This is a genomic window from Niastella populi, assembly GCF_002078015.1.
GTDB lineage: Bacteria > Bacteroidota > Bacteroidia > Chitinophagales > Chitinophagaceae > Niastella > Niastella populi.
Window position 1 is genome coordinate 306,528 of record NZ_LWBP01000210.1, and the last position, 17,389, is coordinate 323,916.

Below are 17,389 nucleotides of genomic sequence, written 5' to 3' on the forward strand. Positions count from 1 at the left end.
GTTAGTGTTTACAATTTACGATGCATCAATTGAATTGTAAACCTGTATATAAGCAGTAATGGTTAAGACTTTTGTAACCTACGAAATTTTGCTCCAGGCGGTTTTTCCTGTAAGCGATTGCAGGTAGTTTTTTAGCTGCAAATTTGCTGCCGAAGCCAGGTCGGGGTCATCATCCAGTAATCGTTCGGCCATTTCGCGGGCAATCTCGAGCCATTTTTTGTCCTGAACGATGCTGGCCAGTTTGAAATTCAATGCGCCGCTTTGTCTTGTTCCCTCAATATCACCGGGGCCTCGCAGTTCAAGATCTTTCTCTGCAATTTTGAAACCGTCGTTCGTAGCACACATGATCTTTAACCGTTCCCGGGCGTCATTGTTCAGTTTTGAACCAGATAATAATATGCAAAAGCTTTTCTCGGCTCCCCGTCCCACACGGCCGCGTAACTGGTGTAATTGTGAAAGCCCGAATTTCTCGGCATTTTCTATCACCATCACACTCGCATTCGGCACATCAACCCCCACCTCAATCACCGTTGTACCAACCATGATTTGAGTGTCATTGGTCTTGAAACGTTGCATGTTGGTGGTACGCACTTCCGGTGTTTGCCGCCCGTGCACCATACTGATCCAATACCTGGGCTCCGGAAAATAGGCCTGCACATTTTCGTATCCCTTCATCAGGTTCTCATAGTCGAGTTTCTCCGATTCCTCAATAAGCGGAAAAATGATATAAGCCTGCCGCCCTTTGACAATTTCTGCCTTTATAAAGTCCATTACCTGGCTGCGAACCGTCTCATAACGATGTACGGTTAAAATAGGTTTACGGTTGGGGGGAAGCTCATCAATTATGCTTGTGTCCAGGTCGCCGTAAGCTGTCATGGCCAGGGTGCGGGGAATGGGTGTGGCGGTCATCACCAGCACATGCGGCGGAATTGCCGCCTTTTGCCATAAACGGGCACGCTGGGCTACCCCAAACCGGTGCTGTTCATCAACGATGGCCAGTCCCAGGTTTTTGAATTTTACCGTGTCTTCGAGCAGGGCGTGGGTACCTACTACAAAATGAATGGTACCGTCTTCCAACTGCTGCAATATCTCTTTTCGTTCGCGGGTTTTGGTAGAACCGGTGAGCATGCGCACATTTACCGGCAGCTCTTTCAGCAAACCGCTGATATTGTTGAAATGCTGGTTGGTAAGGATCTCCGTGGGCGCCATAAGGCAACCCTGGTAACCGTTATCAATAGCCAGCAATAATATCAGCAGCGCTACAATGGTTTTACCACTTCCTACATCACCCTGCAGCAGCCGGTTCATTTGTTTGCCGCTGCCGGTATCGCGTCGGATTTCTTTTATTACTCTTTTTTGTGCTCCGGTCAGTTCAAACGGCAGGTGATTTTCATAAAAGCGGTTAAATATATCGCCAACCTGGCTAAACACTACTCCTTTTGAATAGCGGTGCCGTTGTTGCCGCAACAGGCCCATCCGAAGCTGTGCTATGAAAAACTCTTCAAACTTCAACCGGTCAATTGCTTTTTGCCACGTTTCAGGGTCGGGCGGAAAATGCATGCTTGTAAAAGCCTTGAAGCGCGGCATCAGTTGCAGCAGTTGCAATATGGATTCCGGCAGTATTTCAGGAATGTTCTTTTCCTGTAACAATTTAATCAAAGTTTCTGTAAAATGGCCGATCTGGCGGCCGCCCATTCCCCTCGATTTTAATTTTTCTGTACTGGGGTAAACCGGTTCAAGGGTGCTTTTGCCTTCCATCTTTTCCCGGCTCCATACCTCCATTTCGGGGTGGGTGATCTGGGGCTGGCCCTGAAAGAAACTCACCTTTCCATATACCAGGTAAACCTGCCCCAGCGCAAGCATTTTTTGTATATAAGTAATGCCCTGGAACCAAACGAGTTCAAGGGTGCCTGTGGCGTCTTTTATTTCGGCTACCAGGCGTTTTGCCCTTTTCTCCCCAATTATTCCAAAGCTGGTGATCACTCCTTTGATCTGAATAAAATCGGTTTGCGGAACAATGTCGCGTACCTGGTTCACCCTGGTTTTATCAATATGGCGGTAGGGTACCAGTTCGAGCAGGTCTTTGAAGGTAAATATGTTCAGCTCTTTTTTGAGCAGGTCGGCCCGTTGCGGCCCCACACCTTTCAGGTACTCAATGGGATTGGCTAATATGTCTACAGTTCCTTTTATGCGGCAAATTTAATGCAAGGCAACGAGGCAACAAGGCAACCAGGCAACAAGGCAACGAGGCAACAAGGCAACCAGGCAACAAGGCAATCAGGCAGCAAGGCAACGTGGTGGCTCGCGCAACACACATTTCCCACACATCCACCTTTCATCTTAAGGTCATTCTAGCGTATACCTAGGGTTTTCTTAGGGTTATCTTAGGGTTCAAACCCCAGGAAAACCCCAGGATGACCCTAAGATGACCCTAGGATGACCCTAGGATGAGAGGTAACAAAGAGGTGGATCACACGTACAGAATAAACCTGTAGGGGTTTAACGAAGTTTTAATTAAACCATAAACCGGCTGCGGCATCTAAGGGGCACGTCGACAGTTTATAACATGTTAGCGCACTGTTAAGGAATGCGAATTGCAAACATTCAGGTATTGGCTTTGTTTCATTTTTATAATCAGGACGTTAAAACCAGTTAATTATGAAGAGAATAGTAATTGCAGCGTTAGTAACGACGGGGGTACTGGCCATGACCAGTTGTAGAAAAGATCCCGTTAAAAACCTCGAGGGAGACGAAGGGCTCATTTACATTACCAAACACTCCGATTCGGCAAATTTTGGAACGTTCCGAACGTTCAGCATCGCCGATTCGGTAGCCGTTATCAGCAATAACCAGTTGGAAGGAAAAGTGCGTACCGATGTGGATGCCGCCTATATTAATGCGGTAAAAGACCAGTTGGTGCAACGTGGCTACACGCAGGTGGGCCGCGACCAGGACCCCGACCTTGGCGTCAACATCAGCCGTATTTACAATACCTCAACCGGGTTGTTTGATTATGGCGCTTACTGGGATCCCTATTACGGCTCTTACTGGGATCCTTATTATTGGGGTTATGGCGGTTATGGATATTATTTCCCCTCATATTTCGTGGGCACGTACTCCATAACGGAAGGCGCTATGTCGATCGACATCTTTAATTTACGCGACGCCAAACAAACCAACAGGATAAGCAGTGTGTGGAACGGCCTTATAAGAGGCTCAAGCGTGTTCAATGTGCAAACCGCCGGCAACGGGGTGAAGGCGCTCTTTGATCAGAGTACCTATTTTTCGACATCGAACTAAATTTCATTAACGATCATTAAAAGCTTACAGATATGAATACGAAGTTGAGTATGGGCATGTTATTGATAGTCAGTTTGTTGCTTTTGACCACTGTACCCTTTACCGCCAAATCGCAGGAAAGGGTACTACAGCTCGATATAAACTATGCCATAGGAATACCGGCCGGATCGTTCAAGAGCGATCTGGTTGATAAAACCTCGGCCCGTGGCTGGACGGCCAACATAATGTATAACACTACCAAAAAGTTATCGGTAGGTTTGGGTTTTGGATTCCAGGATTTCTACCAAAAATTTCCGCGTGCCGTGTACAAGCTCGAAGAAGGGGGCGAAGTGTCGGCGGTGCTGACCAATTCCATTCAAACCATTCCGGTGCTGGCCCAGGCGCAATACCGTTTTTTGCCGGGCAAAGCGGTTCAACCCTATGTGGGGCTGGGCCTTGGTGGAAATATTATAGTGTACGATCAGTGGCTGGGTGAATTTGAGAACAGCAAGTCGAGCTTCAAATTTGCCGCAAGGCCCGAAGCCGGCCTCTTCATTCCATTCAGACCCCAGGGACCCGCAGGGATCCACCTTTTTGGCGCCTATAACTACATGCCTTATAACCAGGACGGGGTTGATAATTTGAATAACTGGGGAGCAGGTATTGGGGTGAAATTTCCGATCCGGTAATTTAGGTCAATGGTGAATGGTCAATGGTTAATGGGCCATCTAAATATTGTAGCCCGCCTTATGTTTGGCGGGCTTTTTTATAGGCATAAGCCTTCAGTATCCAGAAAGTTATGCTTAATGGTAAATGGCAAAGTAGATTACTAATGGAGATAGTTCAAAAAAATCGATCGCAGGCGCTATCGGCAATTAAAGACTTTGCCAGAGTGAGGCATAAATTACGTGGGAATTCAGAATTTCGGGAACCAATTCCCCATTTACCATTCACCTAATTCAGCTGCGGGTCAACGGGGAAATTGGCCATCATTTCATAGTCGCCGCCAAGATGTTTGAGCGATTCTTTCCATATTTCATCGGCCTTGCGGTGGAATACCAGCTTGCGCGTCGCCTGGGCGGTAAGCCATGATTTTTCTTTCAGTTCATCATTAAGCTGACCGCTGCCCCAGCCGGAGTAGCCAATAAAAAAGCGGATCTTTGTGGTATCGATAGAACCGGCTTTTATGAGGGTAATGGCGGTTTCAAAATCGCCGCCCCAGTATATACCATCCAGCACTTCGTAGCTGCCTGGGATCAGATCGGGGTATTGATGCAGAAAATGTATGGTATCCATTTGAACCGGTCCGCCATAGAAAACAGGAAGTTTAAGCTCGTCCAGGTCGTTCATCAGCTCATTGAGGGTGTGGCCAAAAACCCGGTTTATAACAAAACCAAAGCTGCCCTCGTCCTGGTGATCACATAAGAAAACTACTGTTCGGCTGAAATTCGGGTCCTTTAAAAAAGGCTCAGCTATAAGTAATATGCCTGGTCCTGGATTTACCATATTTCTAAATTAGTACATAAAACGACTAACCAAAATGATTGTTCAAAAAAATTAGCGATTCAATAAAAGTTTTCTAAGTTAGCGTCCCGCTTTGCCGGTGCAACTTGGTAAATCTAAGTTAAAGGATCGCATATGAATTCGGTACCATAGGGGGGACTAATTTCGTTTATTAAATTTGCCGGTTAAAATTATCTGCTATGAGGATGTTGTTCTTTCCCACAACAGGAAGGAGTGTAGCAGTAAACGGTAACCGGTAGATAATGACAACAGCGGCGTTAATAAAACCATATAAATTGCAGTTAAGGAAAATTTTTCCTGTTATTATTGTGCTGATCAGCTTATCGCTGGTGGGGACCATATATGTACAGTACAGCTGGTTACGAACCATGCTGTTGAACAAGAATGAAGAATTGAAAGGTAAGATCGAACGTGGTATGCACATCGTAGGCACGGCCCTGATGGAGCAGAAAGGTTCGCTGCCTTCTCTTAAACGTTACCGTACGCGACCCGATTTCAGCTGGCCGGCAGAACAGTTCAAGATGGAACTGATGAACCCGCCTACCATTGCCCAAAAGTTTACCGAACAGGAGGTGGCGGAAAAGCTGAACAAAGCTTTTGAAGAACAGGGTTTGCACAATGTGAAATTTGAATTTGCCATTACTTCCAACCTGAATTTGCTTTCTTACGAAATTAAATCAAGAGGTTTTTTAACACAGGTTGAAGATACCGTGGGCGATCGTAACCTTGGGTTTTACTACCTGTTGCAACCGCCCAGCGGCAGCGACCTCGAGAACATTGTACCCGAAGAAATAATGACGGTGATTGTGCCCAATGTGAAAAGAATAGTGCTTAGCGATATGCGCTGGATGATCATTGGCGCCATTTTCTTCACCCTTATGATCATTACCGCTTTTTATATTACTGTAAATGCATTGTTGCGTCAGAAGAAGCTGAGTGAAATAAAGAACGACTTCATCAATAATATGACGCATGAGTTCAAAACGCCGCTTGCTACCATTTCGCTGGCAGTTGATGCCCTGCGTAACGATAAAGTGGCGCAGGACCGCGAGAAAATGAATTACTTCAGCAGTATTATCAAGGAAGAGAACAAACGGATGAACAAGCATGTGGAAACCATTCTGCAGGCTGCTGTTATGGACCGTCAGGAAATTACGCTCAACCGGGTGCCGTTGCATGTACATAATCTCATTCATGAGATCATGGATAATTATCAACTGCAGTTGCAGGAGAAAGGCGCACGTGCCGAATTAAGCCTGGATGCCAGGTTCGATTTCATTGAGGCCGACCAGGTGCACTTCCGCAACCTGATCTCGAACCTGGTTGATAATGCCGTTAAATATTCGAAAGAGAACCTGTTGATAAAAATTGCCACGTATAATACCAGTCATGCAATAGGAATACGTATTGAAGATAATGGTATTGGTATGAGCAAGGAAACGGTTCGGCGCATCTTCGAAAAATTCTATCGCGCCCATACGGGTAATATTCACAATGTAAAAGGGTTTGGTCTTGGCTTGAGTTATGTAAAAACCGTAGTTGATGCCCATGACGGCAAGATCAAGGTTGATAGCATGCTTGGCAAAGGATCGGCCTTCACCCTCGAAATTCCATTGTTTAAAGAAAAGGTTAGTGCCGAAACAGCAGGCAGCCATCGCCATAACTAAGAAAGCGAAAATCATTCTCTAACGCATACGTATATAGTTTTCGCCAGTCGGCCCCAATGAATGCGGCTACCAGTAAGAGCAGCGTTGATTGCGGCTGGTGAAAATTTGTCACCAGCGCATTGGGTATGCGAAACGTATAACCCGGCGCAATCAGCAGCGATGTTTTGGTTATAATGCGATCGAGCTGATGTTGCTGTAAGTAATTCAGTAAATTTTCGAGCGCGGTTTTAGCCGGAACCGGATCGCCGTTCAATTCATACGGGTCCCACTGGTGTACTACCAGTTCTTCCGGCGGGCAGTCGGGTTGCCGCGTTGCTTTTACTCCCAGCCAGTACAGGCTTTCCACCGTTCTTAATGAAGTGGTGCCTACCACAGTGATCTGTTTATCGAGGTAATTCAATAGGCAGTTGATGGTGTCGATAGAAACATCGATGAACTCCGCATGCATAGGATGCCCACTCATGGTTTCGCTTTTCACCGGTTTGAAAGTGCCGGCGCCAACATGCAGGGTTACATATTCGAGGTGGACCTGTTTTTGATCGAATGCTTTAAAAACCGCATCGGTAAAATGCAAACCGGCCGTGGGAGCGGCTACCGATCCTTCAGCATTGGCATAAATGGTTTGATAGCGTTCGCTATCGGTTTGTTCAACTGTGCGTTTTATATAAGGAGGAAGCGGAATATTACCCGCTACCTGCAAAACTTCGGCAAAGGTGAGCGAAGCAGGTGTCCATGATAGTTCAATGGAAAAGCTGTCTTTCTCCTTGCCAAGGTAGCGGGCCTGCAAAACAATTTCATCGTCATTCCAGGCCATTCGTTTTTCAAGAATTTGTCCGGGTTTCCATTTGGAGGCGCCGCCGATAAGGCATATCCAGGTAACCTGGCCTTTTTGGGTCATGGCTGTGGTCATGTCGGCGTATTGCGGGGGCGGTTCCAGGCAAAAGATCTCCACTACCGCGCCGGTTGGTTTTTGAAAAAGCAGGCGGGCGGCAACTACCCTGGTATTATTGAAGAGAAGGAGGGAACCGGCGGCAACATATTGAGGAATATTCCGGTAAATGTCTTCCTGAATGGCCCCTTCTTTATAAATAAGAAGCCGGGAACTGTCTCTTTCGGGAAGTGGATACCGGGCAATTTTTTGCTCCGGCAGCTCATACGTAAAATCGTGAACTGATAAGTCTTTTGGATGCATCGGGCATACGGCCAACTGCCGCTGTTTTGATGAGGGGCAAAGGTAAGGGAATCGATTGGCAATAGTGAAAGGGCGATAGGTAATCCCTGTTGATGGGCGCTGAAATCCCTGATCATATACCCGGAAACGAAAGATACCCAGAAACAATGAGCGGCTGTGATGACCGGTAAGCCGCAGAATCATGCAAGGTTCGCTGAAAGTGAGTTGTGACGGCCATTTAATAGCGCTGATCTGATGTTGATTTGACTAAAAGAATTAGACAAAATCTTTCAACAATTAGTCAAAACTTGACGTGGATTTAGTTTTTAATTAATTCTAATAAAATATTGACGCGTATTCAATTATTTCTTAACTTAGAGGCATAGGATAAGGTTTAATGGTTAATGGTATTTGATTAGTGCAGCCTCCCCTCCGGGAGGCTTTTTTATTTATATCCATCGATGGCAGTTGCAATTGGTTGCAATGCTTGTCGGCCGGGCAATTGGTGTGATGAGTGGTAAGGCTAATTGCACAAACTTACTTCAACAAGATCATGCTGCAGGGCATAGTGGCGAATGGTGGCTTCCTTCGGTAACCATGCCGCCGCTTTTCTTAAAATCCAAAACCTGGAGGCCCTGGTACCCGGCCACGGGTAACCGGTAATCTGGTTTTCCCCTTTTTTACCACCGGCCTGCCGGTTCAACCGATCTTCTACCACATTTTCCCACCAATTACAGCTTTCCTGGAGGCAATAACCACCCCCGAATCCCATTTTCAGGCAGCCCGGATAAATTTTCCCGCCACAAAATGACCCGCTTTTAGTTGAGGCCATGCCAGTTTTTTGCCGCTGCCACGAAAAAACATCCACCGGACCGTTCAATTTTGCTTAATCCACAGCTTATGCACAGTTATGCACATCAATTCACATGATTATGCACATGTTTGAAGGGAAATAAAGTAGAAAAATTCACGGAAAGCCTTGTTGATCACTTATATACAAATAATAATCCTTGTGGAAAAAATATTCTTTCCAAATTCGGGTAAGAAAGTGGGAAAAAGTGTTATTTTGTGTAAGTGTTAGACAAATAGGTGCAACTCATTGTAAATGATACAATTTCTCGGAGAATACGAAGCAACCCTCGACGCAAAAGGGCGTTTTCTCCTACCGGCAGGCATTAAAAAGCAAATGCCGGAGGATGCTGGAGACCAATTTGTCATAGCTCGTGGTTTTGAAAAATGTTTGACTTTATATCCCAAAAAAAATTGGGACCCAATACTGGCCGAACTGAGTAAAGTTAGCGAATACAAGGCCGAAAATAGGGAGTTCTTACGATATTTTACAATGGGCGCTTCACTGTGCGATCTGGATTCAGCGGGAAGGATGTTGGTGCCTCCAAATTTAAAAGCCCATGCAGGGCTCGAAAAAGATATAGTACTGGTTTCTGTTATCAATAAAATTGAGATCTGGGATAAAGTTAAGTACCAACAGTTCTTTGAGTCTTTTACACCGGAAAAGTACAGCGATCTGGCAGAGCGGGTAATGGGTGGTCAAAATACTTCACAATTGTAATGTTATGAGTGAGCCTGTTTACCATGTACCGGTTTTATTGCAGGAGGTGATCGACGGTTTGAGCATTCGCCCTGATGGGGTGTATGTTGATTGTACCTTTGGCGGCGGTGGCCATTCCCTGGAAATTCTTAAACTACTTAACGCTGAAGGGCGTATGGTTGTTTTCGACCAGGATGCAGATGCCCGGAAAAATGTGCCCGATGATGATCGTATCATTTTTGTTCCGCACAATTTCAGGCACCTGCAGCGGTTTTGCCGGCTGCATAAAATAACGCAGGTAAATGGCATTTTAGCCGACCTCGGCGTTAGCAGCCACCAGTTCGATACCGCCGATCGCGGGTTTAGCACCCGCTTCGAAGGCGACCTCGATATGCGAATGGACCAGCGGCAGGAACTGACGGCCTTTGAAGTGGTTAACACTTATGACGAACAGCAATTGCACAAATTGTTTGAACAGTATGGTGAGGTTACCAACTCAAAAACACTGGCCCGCACCATTGTTCAGGTTCGAAAAACGGTATCGCTTAAAACCATCTCTAACTTCAAGCAGGCGCTGCACGCGGTAGTAAAAGGAAATCCTAATAAATACTTTGCCCAGGTATTTCAGGCTTTGCGAATTGAGGTGAATGATGAATTAGGCGCATTGAAAGAAATGCTGCAACAGGTTCCCCCCCTGTTAAAACCCGCCGGCCGTGTAGCCATCATAACTTTTCATTCTTTGGAAGACCGGATCGTGAAGAATTTCTTTCGCAAAGGAAATTTTGAAGAAGAAGAAGTGGATGTTGACCCGTTCGGAACAAAAACCTCCACACCACCACTCAAAGCAATAACAAAAAAGCCGATCGTTCCAACCGAAGCCGAGATGAAGCGAAACCCGCGCGCAAGAAGCGCCCGGTTAAGAGTAGCAGAGAAGGTAGAAGGAAATTAGAAATTAAAAATGAGAAACAGAGAAATGAAGAAGGAAGTACAGAAGCAGAAGGCAGGAAATAAAAATGAAAGAGAGATAGGGAAATTGAACAATGAAAGTGAAGCTGTATGCGTCGTGCTGGTGTTTCATTAGCAAATTATCACATTCACCGTCGAGTTCTTGTTCTCATAATAAAGGGTAATTAAAAATTGCAATTTCTATTTGATTTAAGCCTCGTGAATTAAGCATTCATAGCGGTTAGACGGATAGCACCTGTCTGACCGCTATTTGATTAAGTAAAATGAGTGAAGAAAAAGAAATATCACGCAGGAGACGGCAACGCAAAAGGTTGTTTGGGTACAGGTGGATCGTAAAGAACATTCCTTTCTTCCTGTTCCTGTCGGTACTGGCAATCGTGTACATCTACAATGGTCACTACGCCGACAACACCGTGCGCAACATTAACAAAGTAAATCGCGAGCTGAAGGAACTGCAATTCGAATACAAAACATTGAAAAGCGAAGTGATGTTCCGCAGCAAACAGAGCGAACTGGCCAAATCGGTAGAAACGCTTGGATTGAAAGAACTGGTTGTTCCACCGGCGATACTGGTAGACACATTAAAAAATTAGAAGGTTTAAAATATAAAAGTGAGGATGCTGGCAGGTGAAGGGCGTTTGGATGTAGGAAACTCGTCATTGACCATTCACCGTTGACCATTCACCATGGAGGTTAAAAAGGACATATTATGGCGGGTTTACCTGTGCTACATAGGCATAGTTGTATTCAGTATTGCCATTCTGGGGCGGGCGATTTACATTCAACAGGTGCAGGGCAAATTCTGGCGCGGGCAGGCAAAAGACCAGCAGCAGAAGTTTGTAGAGATCGATGCGCAACGCGGTACCATTTATAGTGAAGATGGCCGAATGCTCAGTACCTCAACACCGTATTTTGACATTTATGTTGATTTTGCAGCAGAGGGATTACGTCAGAAGAACGGCGCGCGGTTCCACAATAACCTTGATTCACTGTCACTTGGCCTGGCCACCATGTTCCCTGAGAAAAGTAAGGCATCGTGGCGCCGTGAATTAAAGAATGGTTATCAAAGAAAGAACCGCTATTATTTGTTGAAAAAGAACCTGACATTTCAGCAATACAAACAGTTACGCAGTTTGCCATTGGTGCGGTTGGGAAAAGATAAAAGCGGTTTCATTGCGGAAGTAAAAGATAAGCGTTTAAACCCTTTCGGGTTGCTGGCAAACAGAACCATCGGGTTATCACGCGAATACATAGATAGCGGCGGAAATATGCGCAGTATGAATGTGGGGTTGGAAAAAACGTATGACGATCAGTTGCGGGGCGAAAGTGGAAAACGTTTGATGCGAAAAATTGCAGCCGGTGTATTTGTACCTGTCGACGGATCGGAGATAGAACCGCAGAACGGAAAAGACATCATCACCACGCTGGATGTGAACATTCAGGATATCGCTGAAAATGCATTGCTGAATGTTTTAACCACAAATGAGTGTGAATATGGTACTTGCATCGTAATGGAAGTGGCAACAGGGAAAATTAAAGCCATCGCTAACCTGAGCCGAAGGGAAGACGGCAGTTACTGGGAGAATTACAATTACGCCGTACAGGCATCTGAGCCCGGTTCTACTTTTAAATTGGCTACGATGTTGGCGTTGCTCGAAGATCAATTAATAACTTTGCAGCAACACATAAACCTCGAAGGCGGAAGCTGGAACGTAAATGGAAGAACCGTATATGACACCGAAGATCATGGCACGGATGCAACAGTAAAAGAGGCGTTTGAACACAGCTCGAATGTTGGAATGGCAAAGTTGACCACCACCTACTATGGTAAGAATCCGACTCGTTTTATAAATCACCTTAAGAAACTGCGATTCGATCAGCTAACGGGCATCGATCTGTTGGGCGAAGGAAAACCGCTGGTGAAAACACCTAAATCAAGGTCATGGAGCGCAACATCGCTGCCATGGATGAGTTTCGGGTACGAAGTAATGGTAAGCCCTTTGCAAACATTGATGTTATATAATGCGGTAGCGAATGATGGAAAAATGATGAAGCCTTACCTGGTGAACGCAGTAACCGAAAACGGCGTGACGATACAGGAGAACCAGCCGCAGATAGTGGAAGAAACGATCTGCAGTACAAAAACATTAAAACAGTTACGCCAGTGTCTTGAAGGTGTTTGTTCAGATGGAACGGCAAAGGAATTGTTCAGGGGAGCGCCCTACCGCACAGCAGGTAAAACCGGCACAGCTTTGATGGCCAACGGCAATAAAGGATACAGTGAGAAAATTTATCAGTCGTCGTTTGCAGGTTATTTTCCGGCCGAACATCCGCAATACAGCTGCATAGTTGTGATCCGTAACAAACCGTTTGCACCTGTTTACTACGGAGCAAAAATTGCAGGACCGGTATTTAAAGAGATCGCCGATAAATTATATGCGTTGAATGCCGATCGAAGCAGGGGATTGAAGCAGCTGGCATTGAGAAAAGACAGCAGCTTCCATTTATACGCCGGTTCAACGGAAGATATAAAAGAGGTGGTTGAGAAGTTACGAATGAAATACCGCGATTCGGCAAAAGCAGATGAATGGGGTCATTTGTATACAGTAAATAACCAACAGGTGTTGAACAACAGGAAAGTGTCGAATAAGATCATGCCCGATATACGGGGAATGGGTTTAAAAGATGCACTGTTCCTGTTGGAAAACAGAAAAATGAAAGTAGTGTTCCGGGGCAGGGGGAAAGTGGTTAGTCAGAGCATAGAACCCGGGGCATATGTAAGTAATCATCAAACGGTGAGTTTAGAACTGAATTAATAAATATATAGCGTGACACTGCAGGATATACTATATAAGGTAAGTATTCGCTCGGTACATGGTAACACCAGCATACCGGTGCATGACCTGCAGTTGGATTCACGGAAGGTAAGCGCAGGATCGGTTTTTATTGCCGTAAAAGGTTCTGCGGTAGATGGCCACCGGTTTATTGATCAGGTGTTACAACAGGGCGCCGTTGCGGTCATCTGTGAAACAATGCCCGCCGAATTGAAAGAGGGAGTGGTGTATGTTCAGGTGGAGAGCAGCGCGGCTGCCGCGGGTTACATGGCACATAACTTTTACGAACAGCCATCTGAAAAAGTAAAGCTGATAGGAGTAACCGGCACCAACGGTAAAACAACCATCGCTACCTTATTATTCAAGCTCTTTACCAACCTGGGATATAAATGTGGCCTGCTGAGCACGGTGCAGAATCATATTGGAAATGAAGTAGTGCCGGCAACACATACCACACCCGACGCCATCAGCCTGAATGCCATGCTGCAACAAATGGTGAACAGCGGCTGTACCCATGTTTTCATGGAAACCAGTTCGCATGCCATACACCAGCATCGTATAACCGGTTTGAAGTATGCCGGCGGGTTATTCAGCAACATTACCCATGATCACCTCGATTATCATAAAACATTCGATGAATATATCAGGGTAAAGAAATCGTTCTTCGATCTGCTGCCATCAGAAGCATTTGCCATATCAAATGCCGATGACAAACGCGGTCAGGTGATGTTGCAAAATACACACGCGCGCAAATACCTGTACAGCCTGCGAACGATGGCGGAGTTCAAAGGCAAGATCCTGGAGAACAGGTTAACCGGTTTGGTAATGACCATCAACGACCAGGAAGTGCATTTCCGCCTTATTGGTGAATTCAATGCCTACAACCTGTTGGCCGTATATGGTGCTGCCATTTGTTTGGGTGAAGATAAACTGGAAGTGTTGCGGGTGTTGAGCGAGATCACCGGGGCGGAAGGACGATTTGATTATATCATTTCACCCAACCAGAAAATAATAGGGATTGTAGATTATGCCCACACGCCGGATGCATTGCTGAACGTGTTGGCCACTATAAAAAAATTGCGCGAAGGACATGAGCAGGTTATTACGGTAGTTGGTTGTGGCGGCGATCGCGATAAAACCAAACGTCCGGTAATGGCGGAAGTTACCTGCGAGCACAGTGACAAAGTGGTATTCACTTCCGATAATCCGCGCAGTGAAGATCCATTACAGATCCTGGCCGACATGGAAACCGGTTTAAATACCGCGGCCAAAAGAAAATATGTATCAGTGCCCGATCGCAAAGAAGCCATAAAACTGGCAGTGAGCATGGCAAAGCCGGGAGATATTGTGTTGATTGCCGGTAAGGGCCATGAGAAGTATCAGGAAATAAAAGGAGTAAAACATCCTTTTGACGATAAGCAGGTGATGCGTGAAATGTTTGAGCTGTATGAAAAATGAGGAACAAGAGCTCGTACACCTAAAATAAACCAACATGTTGTACCATTTAATCGATTGGTTAAAGGAATTGGGGGTTAAGATGCCTGGTAATGCACTGTTTCAGTTCATTACATCCAGGGTATTGCTGGCAGTGATCCTGTCGCTGGTAATATCGGCCGTGTTCGGGAAAAAGTTCATCAATTACCTGCGTAAAAAACAGGTAGGCGAAACCGTACGCGATCTGGGCCTGGCCGGTGAACAGCAAAAGAAGGGAACGCCAACCATGGGCGGTTTTATAATCATCCTGGCAATTCTGGTTCCAACGCTCTTGCTGGCCGATTTAACAAAGGCTTACATCCGCCTCATGTTGTTTGCGACCGTATGGCTGGGGATGATAGGTTTTATAGATGATTACCTGAAACTGCGCGCCAAAAAGCTGGCCCAGCAACAAGGCATCGCTTATAAAAAAGGTGATAAGGATGGTTTGGCCGGGTGGTTCAAAATATTAGGACAGGTTGTGTTGGGTTTTGTAGTGGCTGCCACATTGTTATTCAATAACAATACAAAGGCATGGCGGGAATTTACCGGAACAACGCCACCGGCCGAATCCGCCAACTACAGGGAAATAACTTTTGACGGTAAGGTTAAAAAGTTTGTGGTAGCCGATGAGCCTATTACAACCATCCCGTTTGTAAAATCGCACGAGTTCAACTATTCAAAACTGTTGCCTGAAGGTTTACGCTCTTTGACCTGGATCCTGTATGTGATCATCGTTATTATTATTGTAACGGCAGTTTCCAATGGCGCCAACATAACCGATGGTATCGATGGGTTGGCAACAGGAACAAGCGCCATTATAGGAGCATGTTTGGGCATCTTTGCGTACGCGAGCGGTAACCTGCGGTTTGCCGAATACCTGAACATTATGTATATACCCAACCTCGGTGAGCTGAGTATATTCATCGGCGCCATGATCGGGGCCTGCGTAGGGTTCCTGTGGTATAATTCATATCCGGCGCAGGTATTTATGGGTGATACGGGAAGTTTGACGCTGGGCGGGATCATTGCTGCACTGGCGATCATTGTAAGAAAAGAATTACTGATCCCTATTTTCTGCGGTGTGTTCCTGGTTGAGAACCTGAGTGTGATCTTGCAGGTGTCGTATTTCAAATACACGAAGCGGAAATATGGTGAAGGGAAAAGAATATTCCTTATGAGCCCGCTGCACCACCACTACCAAAAGCTGGGTTACCATGAATCGAAGATCGTAACGAGGTTCTGGATAGTGACCATCCTGTGTATAGTGTTTGCGATAGTAACACTGAAAATAAGATAATAAAAAGCCTCACCGGTTAGCCGGAAGCTTGAATAGCAATAAACTGATTACTGAAAAACCAACACTCTGAATTTCCACTTAAGGAAAACCAATCATAGTAGTAGGTAGAGTGTGGTAGAGCAGTACAAATTCAAACTAAGGAAGAACCCCCTTTAATCCGGATAACACCCGATTAATAATATAAGTACCCGGTATAACCGGCACGTAATGGAGTTAGTATTTACATGAGTAAGCGATTGGTAATACTTGGAGCCGGCGAAAGCGGCGTTGGCACTGCCATCCTTGGCAGGCAGAAGGGGTATGATGTGTTTGTATCGGACGGTGGAGCGGTAAAAGAGAAATATAAAGAGGAGCTGAATAAATACGGGATCGAATGGGAAGCAGATCAGCATACCGAAGAGAAGATCTTGAACGCGGATGAAGTGATGAAAAGTCCGGGCATTCCTGAGAAGAGCGAACTGGTGAAAAAGATCAGGAAAAAAGGAATACCGGTTATCAGTGAAATAGAATTTGCATACCGCTACAAAGGCAACAGTAAGATCATTGGCATTACGGGCAGTAACGGAAAAACGACAACGACGTCGTTGATGTATCATATTTGTAAAACCGCCGGACTGGATTGTGCGCTTGTAGGCAATATCGGTTATTCATTCGCCAAACAGATAGCTGAAGACCCGAAGGAATTGTATGTGGCGGAGATCAGCAGTTTTCAATTGGATGATATTGAAACGTTCAGGCCCGATGTAGCGATACTTACCAATATTTCGGAAGACCATTTGGACAGATATGATTACCGGTTCGAAAACTATATACACAGTAAGTTCAGGATAGCTGAGAACCAAACAGCGCAGGACTATTTTATTTACTGTGCCGATGATCCGGTAACCATGCAGTACTTAGAGAAATATACTATCAAATCTAACCCATTACCATTCAGTATGAGTAAAGAATTACCCCAGGGCGGTTTTATCAGGAACGGACAGATGACTGTTACAGTTGATGATGAGAAGATGCAGATGAATGTGAGTGATTTTACTTTAAAAGGAAAACACAACCAGAATAACACGATGGCAGCAAGTTTAGGTGGTGTAACGATGGGGATTCGCAAGGAGAAGATCCGCGTAGCCGTTCAAACATTCGAATCGCTGGCCCACAGGATGGAACCCGTTAGCACTGTACGTGGTGTTGAGTTCATCAACGACAGCAAGGCCACGAATGTGAACAGTACCTGGTATGCCCTCGAGAGCATGGAGCGGCCTACTATTCTCATACTGGGTGGGGTAGATAAAGGAAATGATTATTCTATCCTTACCGACCTCGTTCGCGAAAAAGTGAAAGCGATCGTGTGTTTAGGTACGGATAACCTTAAAATACATGAAGCATTTAAAAATGATGTACAGTTGATGGTGAACACCGCTTCGGCAGAAGAAGCCGTAAAAGCTGCATTTCATTTTGCCACACCGGGCGATACGGTTTTGTTAAGCCCGGCCTGCGCCAGCTTCGATCTGTTCAAGAATTATGAAGATCGCGGCGACCAGTTCAAGCAGGCAGTGCGCGAATTGTAACCGGTTTGCAGTTTTCAACTGCCAACTGGTAGCCAGGCTAAAAGAGTGTTAATGAAAAGGA

Annotated in this window: 15 protein-coding genes; 11 read left to right on the forward strand and 4 right to left on the reverse strand. The window is 45.6% G+C overall.

The features are described from left to right. Window positions 1–78: 78 nt before the first annotated feature. Window positions 79–2,199: an ATP-dependent DNA helicase RecG gene (gene recG / locus A4R26_RS26680; RefSeq protein ID WP_081169571.1), complete on the reverse strand. Its 2,121-nt coding sequence runs from the start codon at window positions 2,197–2,199 to the stop codon at window positions 79–81. 459 nt (window positions 2,200–2,658) lie between these two features. On the opposite strand from recG, the gene A4R26_RS26685 reads away from it, so the two are divergent. Beyond that, the gene (locus A4R26_RS26685) at window positions 2,659–3,300 is read left to right on the forward strand and encodes a DUF4136 domain-containing protein (RefSeq protein ID WP_081169572.1); all 642 of its coding nucleotides are present in this window, start codon (window positions 2,659–2,661) and stop codon (window positions 3,298–3,300) included. A gap of 32 nt (window positions 3,301–3,332) precedes the next feature. Continuing rightward, on the forward strand, window positions 3,333–3,968 hold the full coding sequence (locus tag A4R26_RS26690; protein WP_081169573.1) for an outer membrane beta-barrel protein: 636 nt from the start codon (window positions 3,333–3,335) through the stop codon (window positions 3,966–3,968). 265 nt (window positions 3,969–4,233) lie between these two features. Here A4R26_RS26690 and A4R26_RS26695 read toward each other — a convergent pair whose 3' ends face one another. Next, window positions 4,234–4,785, reverse strand: a complete 552-nt coding sequence (locus A4R26_RS26695; protein ID WP_014223435.1) for a YqgE/AlgH family protein — start codon at window positions 4,783–4,785, stop codon at window positions 4,234–4,236. 293 nt (window positions 4,786–5,078) lie between these two features. Here A4R26_RS26695 and A4R26_RS26700 point away from each other — a divergent pair, with 293 nt between their 5' ends. Next, window positions 5,079–6,470: a sensor histidine kinase gene (locus tag A4R26_RS26700; protein WP_242675030.1), complete on the forward strand. Its 1,392-nt coding sequence runs from the start codon at window positions 5,079–5,081 to the stop codon at window positions 6,468–6,470. Here the strand turns inward: A4R26_RS26700 and A4R26_RS26705 are convergent. Further along, a complete protein-coding gene (locus A4R26_RS26705) occupies window positions 6,433–7,677 on the reverse strand; it encodes an S-adenosylmethionine:tRNA ribosyltransferase-isomerase (protein ID WP_242675031.1) in 1,245 nt (414 codons plus the stop codon). The two genes, A4R26_RS26700 and A4R26_RS26705, sit on opposite strands and share 38 nt — an antisense overlap. A 487-nt stretch (window positions 7,678–8,164) precedes the next feature. Further along, the gene (locus A4R26_RS26710) at window positions 8,165–8,473 is read right to left on the reverse strand and encodes a hypothetical protein (RefSeq protein WP_133054790.1); all 309 of its coding nucleotides are present in this window, start codon (window positions 8,471–8,473) and stop codon (window positions 8,165–8,167) included. 273 nt (window positions 8,474–8,746) lie between these two features. On the opposite strand from A4R26_RS26710, the gene mraZ reads away from it, so the two are divergent. The 8 genes from mraZ to murD all read left to right on the forward strand — a co-directional run bounded on the left by mraZ (window position 8,747) and on the right by murD (window position 17,328). Further along, entirely contained in the window at window positions 8,747–9,211 is a 465-nt protein-coding gene (gene mraZ, locus A4R26_RS26715; protein ID WP_081169577.1) for a division/cell wall cluster transcriptional repressor MraZ, read from the forward strand. A 4-nt stretch (window positions 9,212–9,215) separates the two neighbouring features. After that, on the forward strand, window positions 9,216–10,139 hold the full coding sequence (gene rsmH, locus A4R26_RS26720) for a 16S rRNA (cytosine(1402)-N(4))-methyltransferase RsmH (RefSeq protein ID WP_081169578.1): 924 nt from the start codon (window positions 9,216–9,218) through the stop codon (window positions 10,137–10,139). A gap of 9 nt (window positions 10,140–10,148) precedes the next feature. Continuing rightward, on the forward strand, window positions 10,149–10,271 hold the full coding sequence (locus tag A4R26_RS35920) for a hypothetical protein (protein WP_278248448.1): 123 nt from the start codon (window positions 10,149–10,151) through the stop codon (window positions 10,269–10,271). A gap of 148 nt (window positions 10,272–10,419) precedes the next feature. Beyond that, on the forward strand, window positions 10,420–10,749 hold the full coding sequence (locus A4R26_RS26725) for an FtsL-like putative cell division protein (RefSeq protein ID WP_081169579.1): 330 nt from the start codon (window positions 10,420–10,422) through the stop codon (window positions 10,747–10,749). A 93-nt stretch (window positions 10,750–10,842) separates the two neighbouring features. Beyond that, on the forward strand, window positions 10,843–12,972 hold the full coding sequence (locus A4R26_RS26730; RefSeq protein WP_081169580.1) for a PASTA domain-containing penicillin-binding protein: 2,130 nt from the start codon (window positions 10,843–10,845) through the stop codon (window positions 12,970–12,972). Window positions 12,973–12,984: 12 nt separating this feature from the next. Next, window positions 12,985–14,448, forward strand: a complete 1,464-nt coding sequence (locus tag A4R26_RS26735; protein ID WP_081169581.1) for a UDP-N-acetylmuramoyl-L-alanyl-D-glutamate--2,6-diaminopimelate ligase — start codon at window positions 12,985–12,987, stop codon at window positions 14,446–14,448. Window positions 14,449–14,482: 34 nt separating this feature from the next. Continuing rightward, entirely contained in the window at window positions 14,483–15,763 is a 1,281-nt protein-coding gene (gene mraY, locus A4R26_RS26740; protein ID WP_081169582.1) for a phospho-N-acetylmuramoyl-pentapeptide-transferase, read from the forward strand. Between the two features lie 224 nt (window positions 15,764–15,987). After that, window positions 15,988–17,328: a UDP-N-acetylmuramoyl-L-alanine--D-glutamate ligase gene (gene murD, locus A4R26_RS26745; RefSeq protein WP_081169583.1), complete on the forward strand. Its 1,341-nt coding sequence runs from the start codon at window positions 15,988–15,990 to the stop codon at window positions 17,326–17,328. Window positions 17,329–17,389 lie beyond the last annotated feature (61 nt).

Bases quoted from the DNA above. Each gene is read 5' to 3' on its own strand.
- murD (WP_081169583.1), top strand. From the start codon at position 15,988: ATGAGTAAGCGATTGGTAATACTTGGAGCCGGCGAAAGCGGCGTTGGC.
- A4R26_RS26710 (WP_133054790.1), bottom strand. From the start codon at position 8,473: ATGGCCTCAACTAAAAGCGGGTCATTTTGTGGCGGGAAAATTTATCCG.
- mraZ (WP_081169577.1), top strand. From the start codon at position 8,747: ATGATACAATTTCTCGGAGAATACGAAGCAACCCTCGACGCAAAAGGG.
- A4R26_RS35920 (WP_278248448.1), top strand. From the start codon at position 10,149: ATGAGAAACAGAGAAATGAAGAAGGAAGTACAGAAGCAGAAGGCAGGA.
- A4R26_RS26685 (WP_081169572.1), top strand. From the start codon at position 2,659: ATGAAGAGAATAGTAATTGCAGCGTTAGTAACGACGGGGGTACTGGCC.
- A4R26_RS26690 (WP_081169573.1), top strand. From the start codon at position 3,333: ATGAATACGAAGTTGAGTATGGGCATGTTATTGATAGTCAGTTTGTTG.
- A4R26_RS26725 (WP_081169579.1), top strand. From the start codon at position 10,420: ATGAGTGAAGAAAAAGAAATATCACGCAGGAGACGGCAACGCAAAAGG.
- rsmH (WP_081169578.1), top strand. From the start codon at position 9,216: ATGAGTGAGCCTGTTTACCATGTACCGGTTTTATTGCAGGAGGTGATC.
- mraY (WP_081169582.1), top strand. From the start codon at position 14,483: ATGTTGTACCATTTAATCGATTGGTTAAAGGAATTGGGGGTTAAGATG.
- A4R26_RS26730 (WP_081169580.1), top strand. From the start codon at position 10,843: ATGGAGGTTAAAAAGGACATATTATGGCGGGTTTACCTGTGCTACATA.
- A4R26_RS26695 (WP_014223435.1), bottom strand. From the start codon at position 4,785: ATGGTAAATCCAGGACCAGGCATATTACTTATAGCTGAGCCTTTTTTA.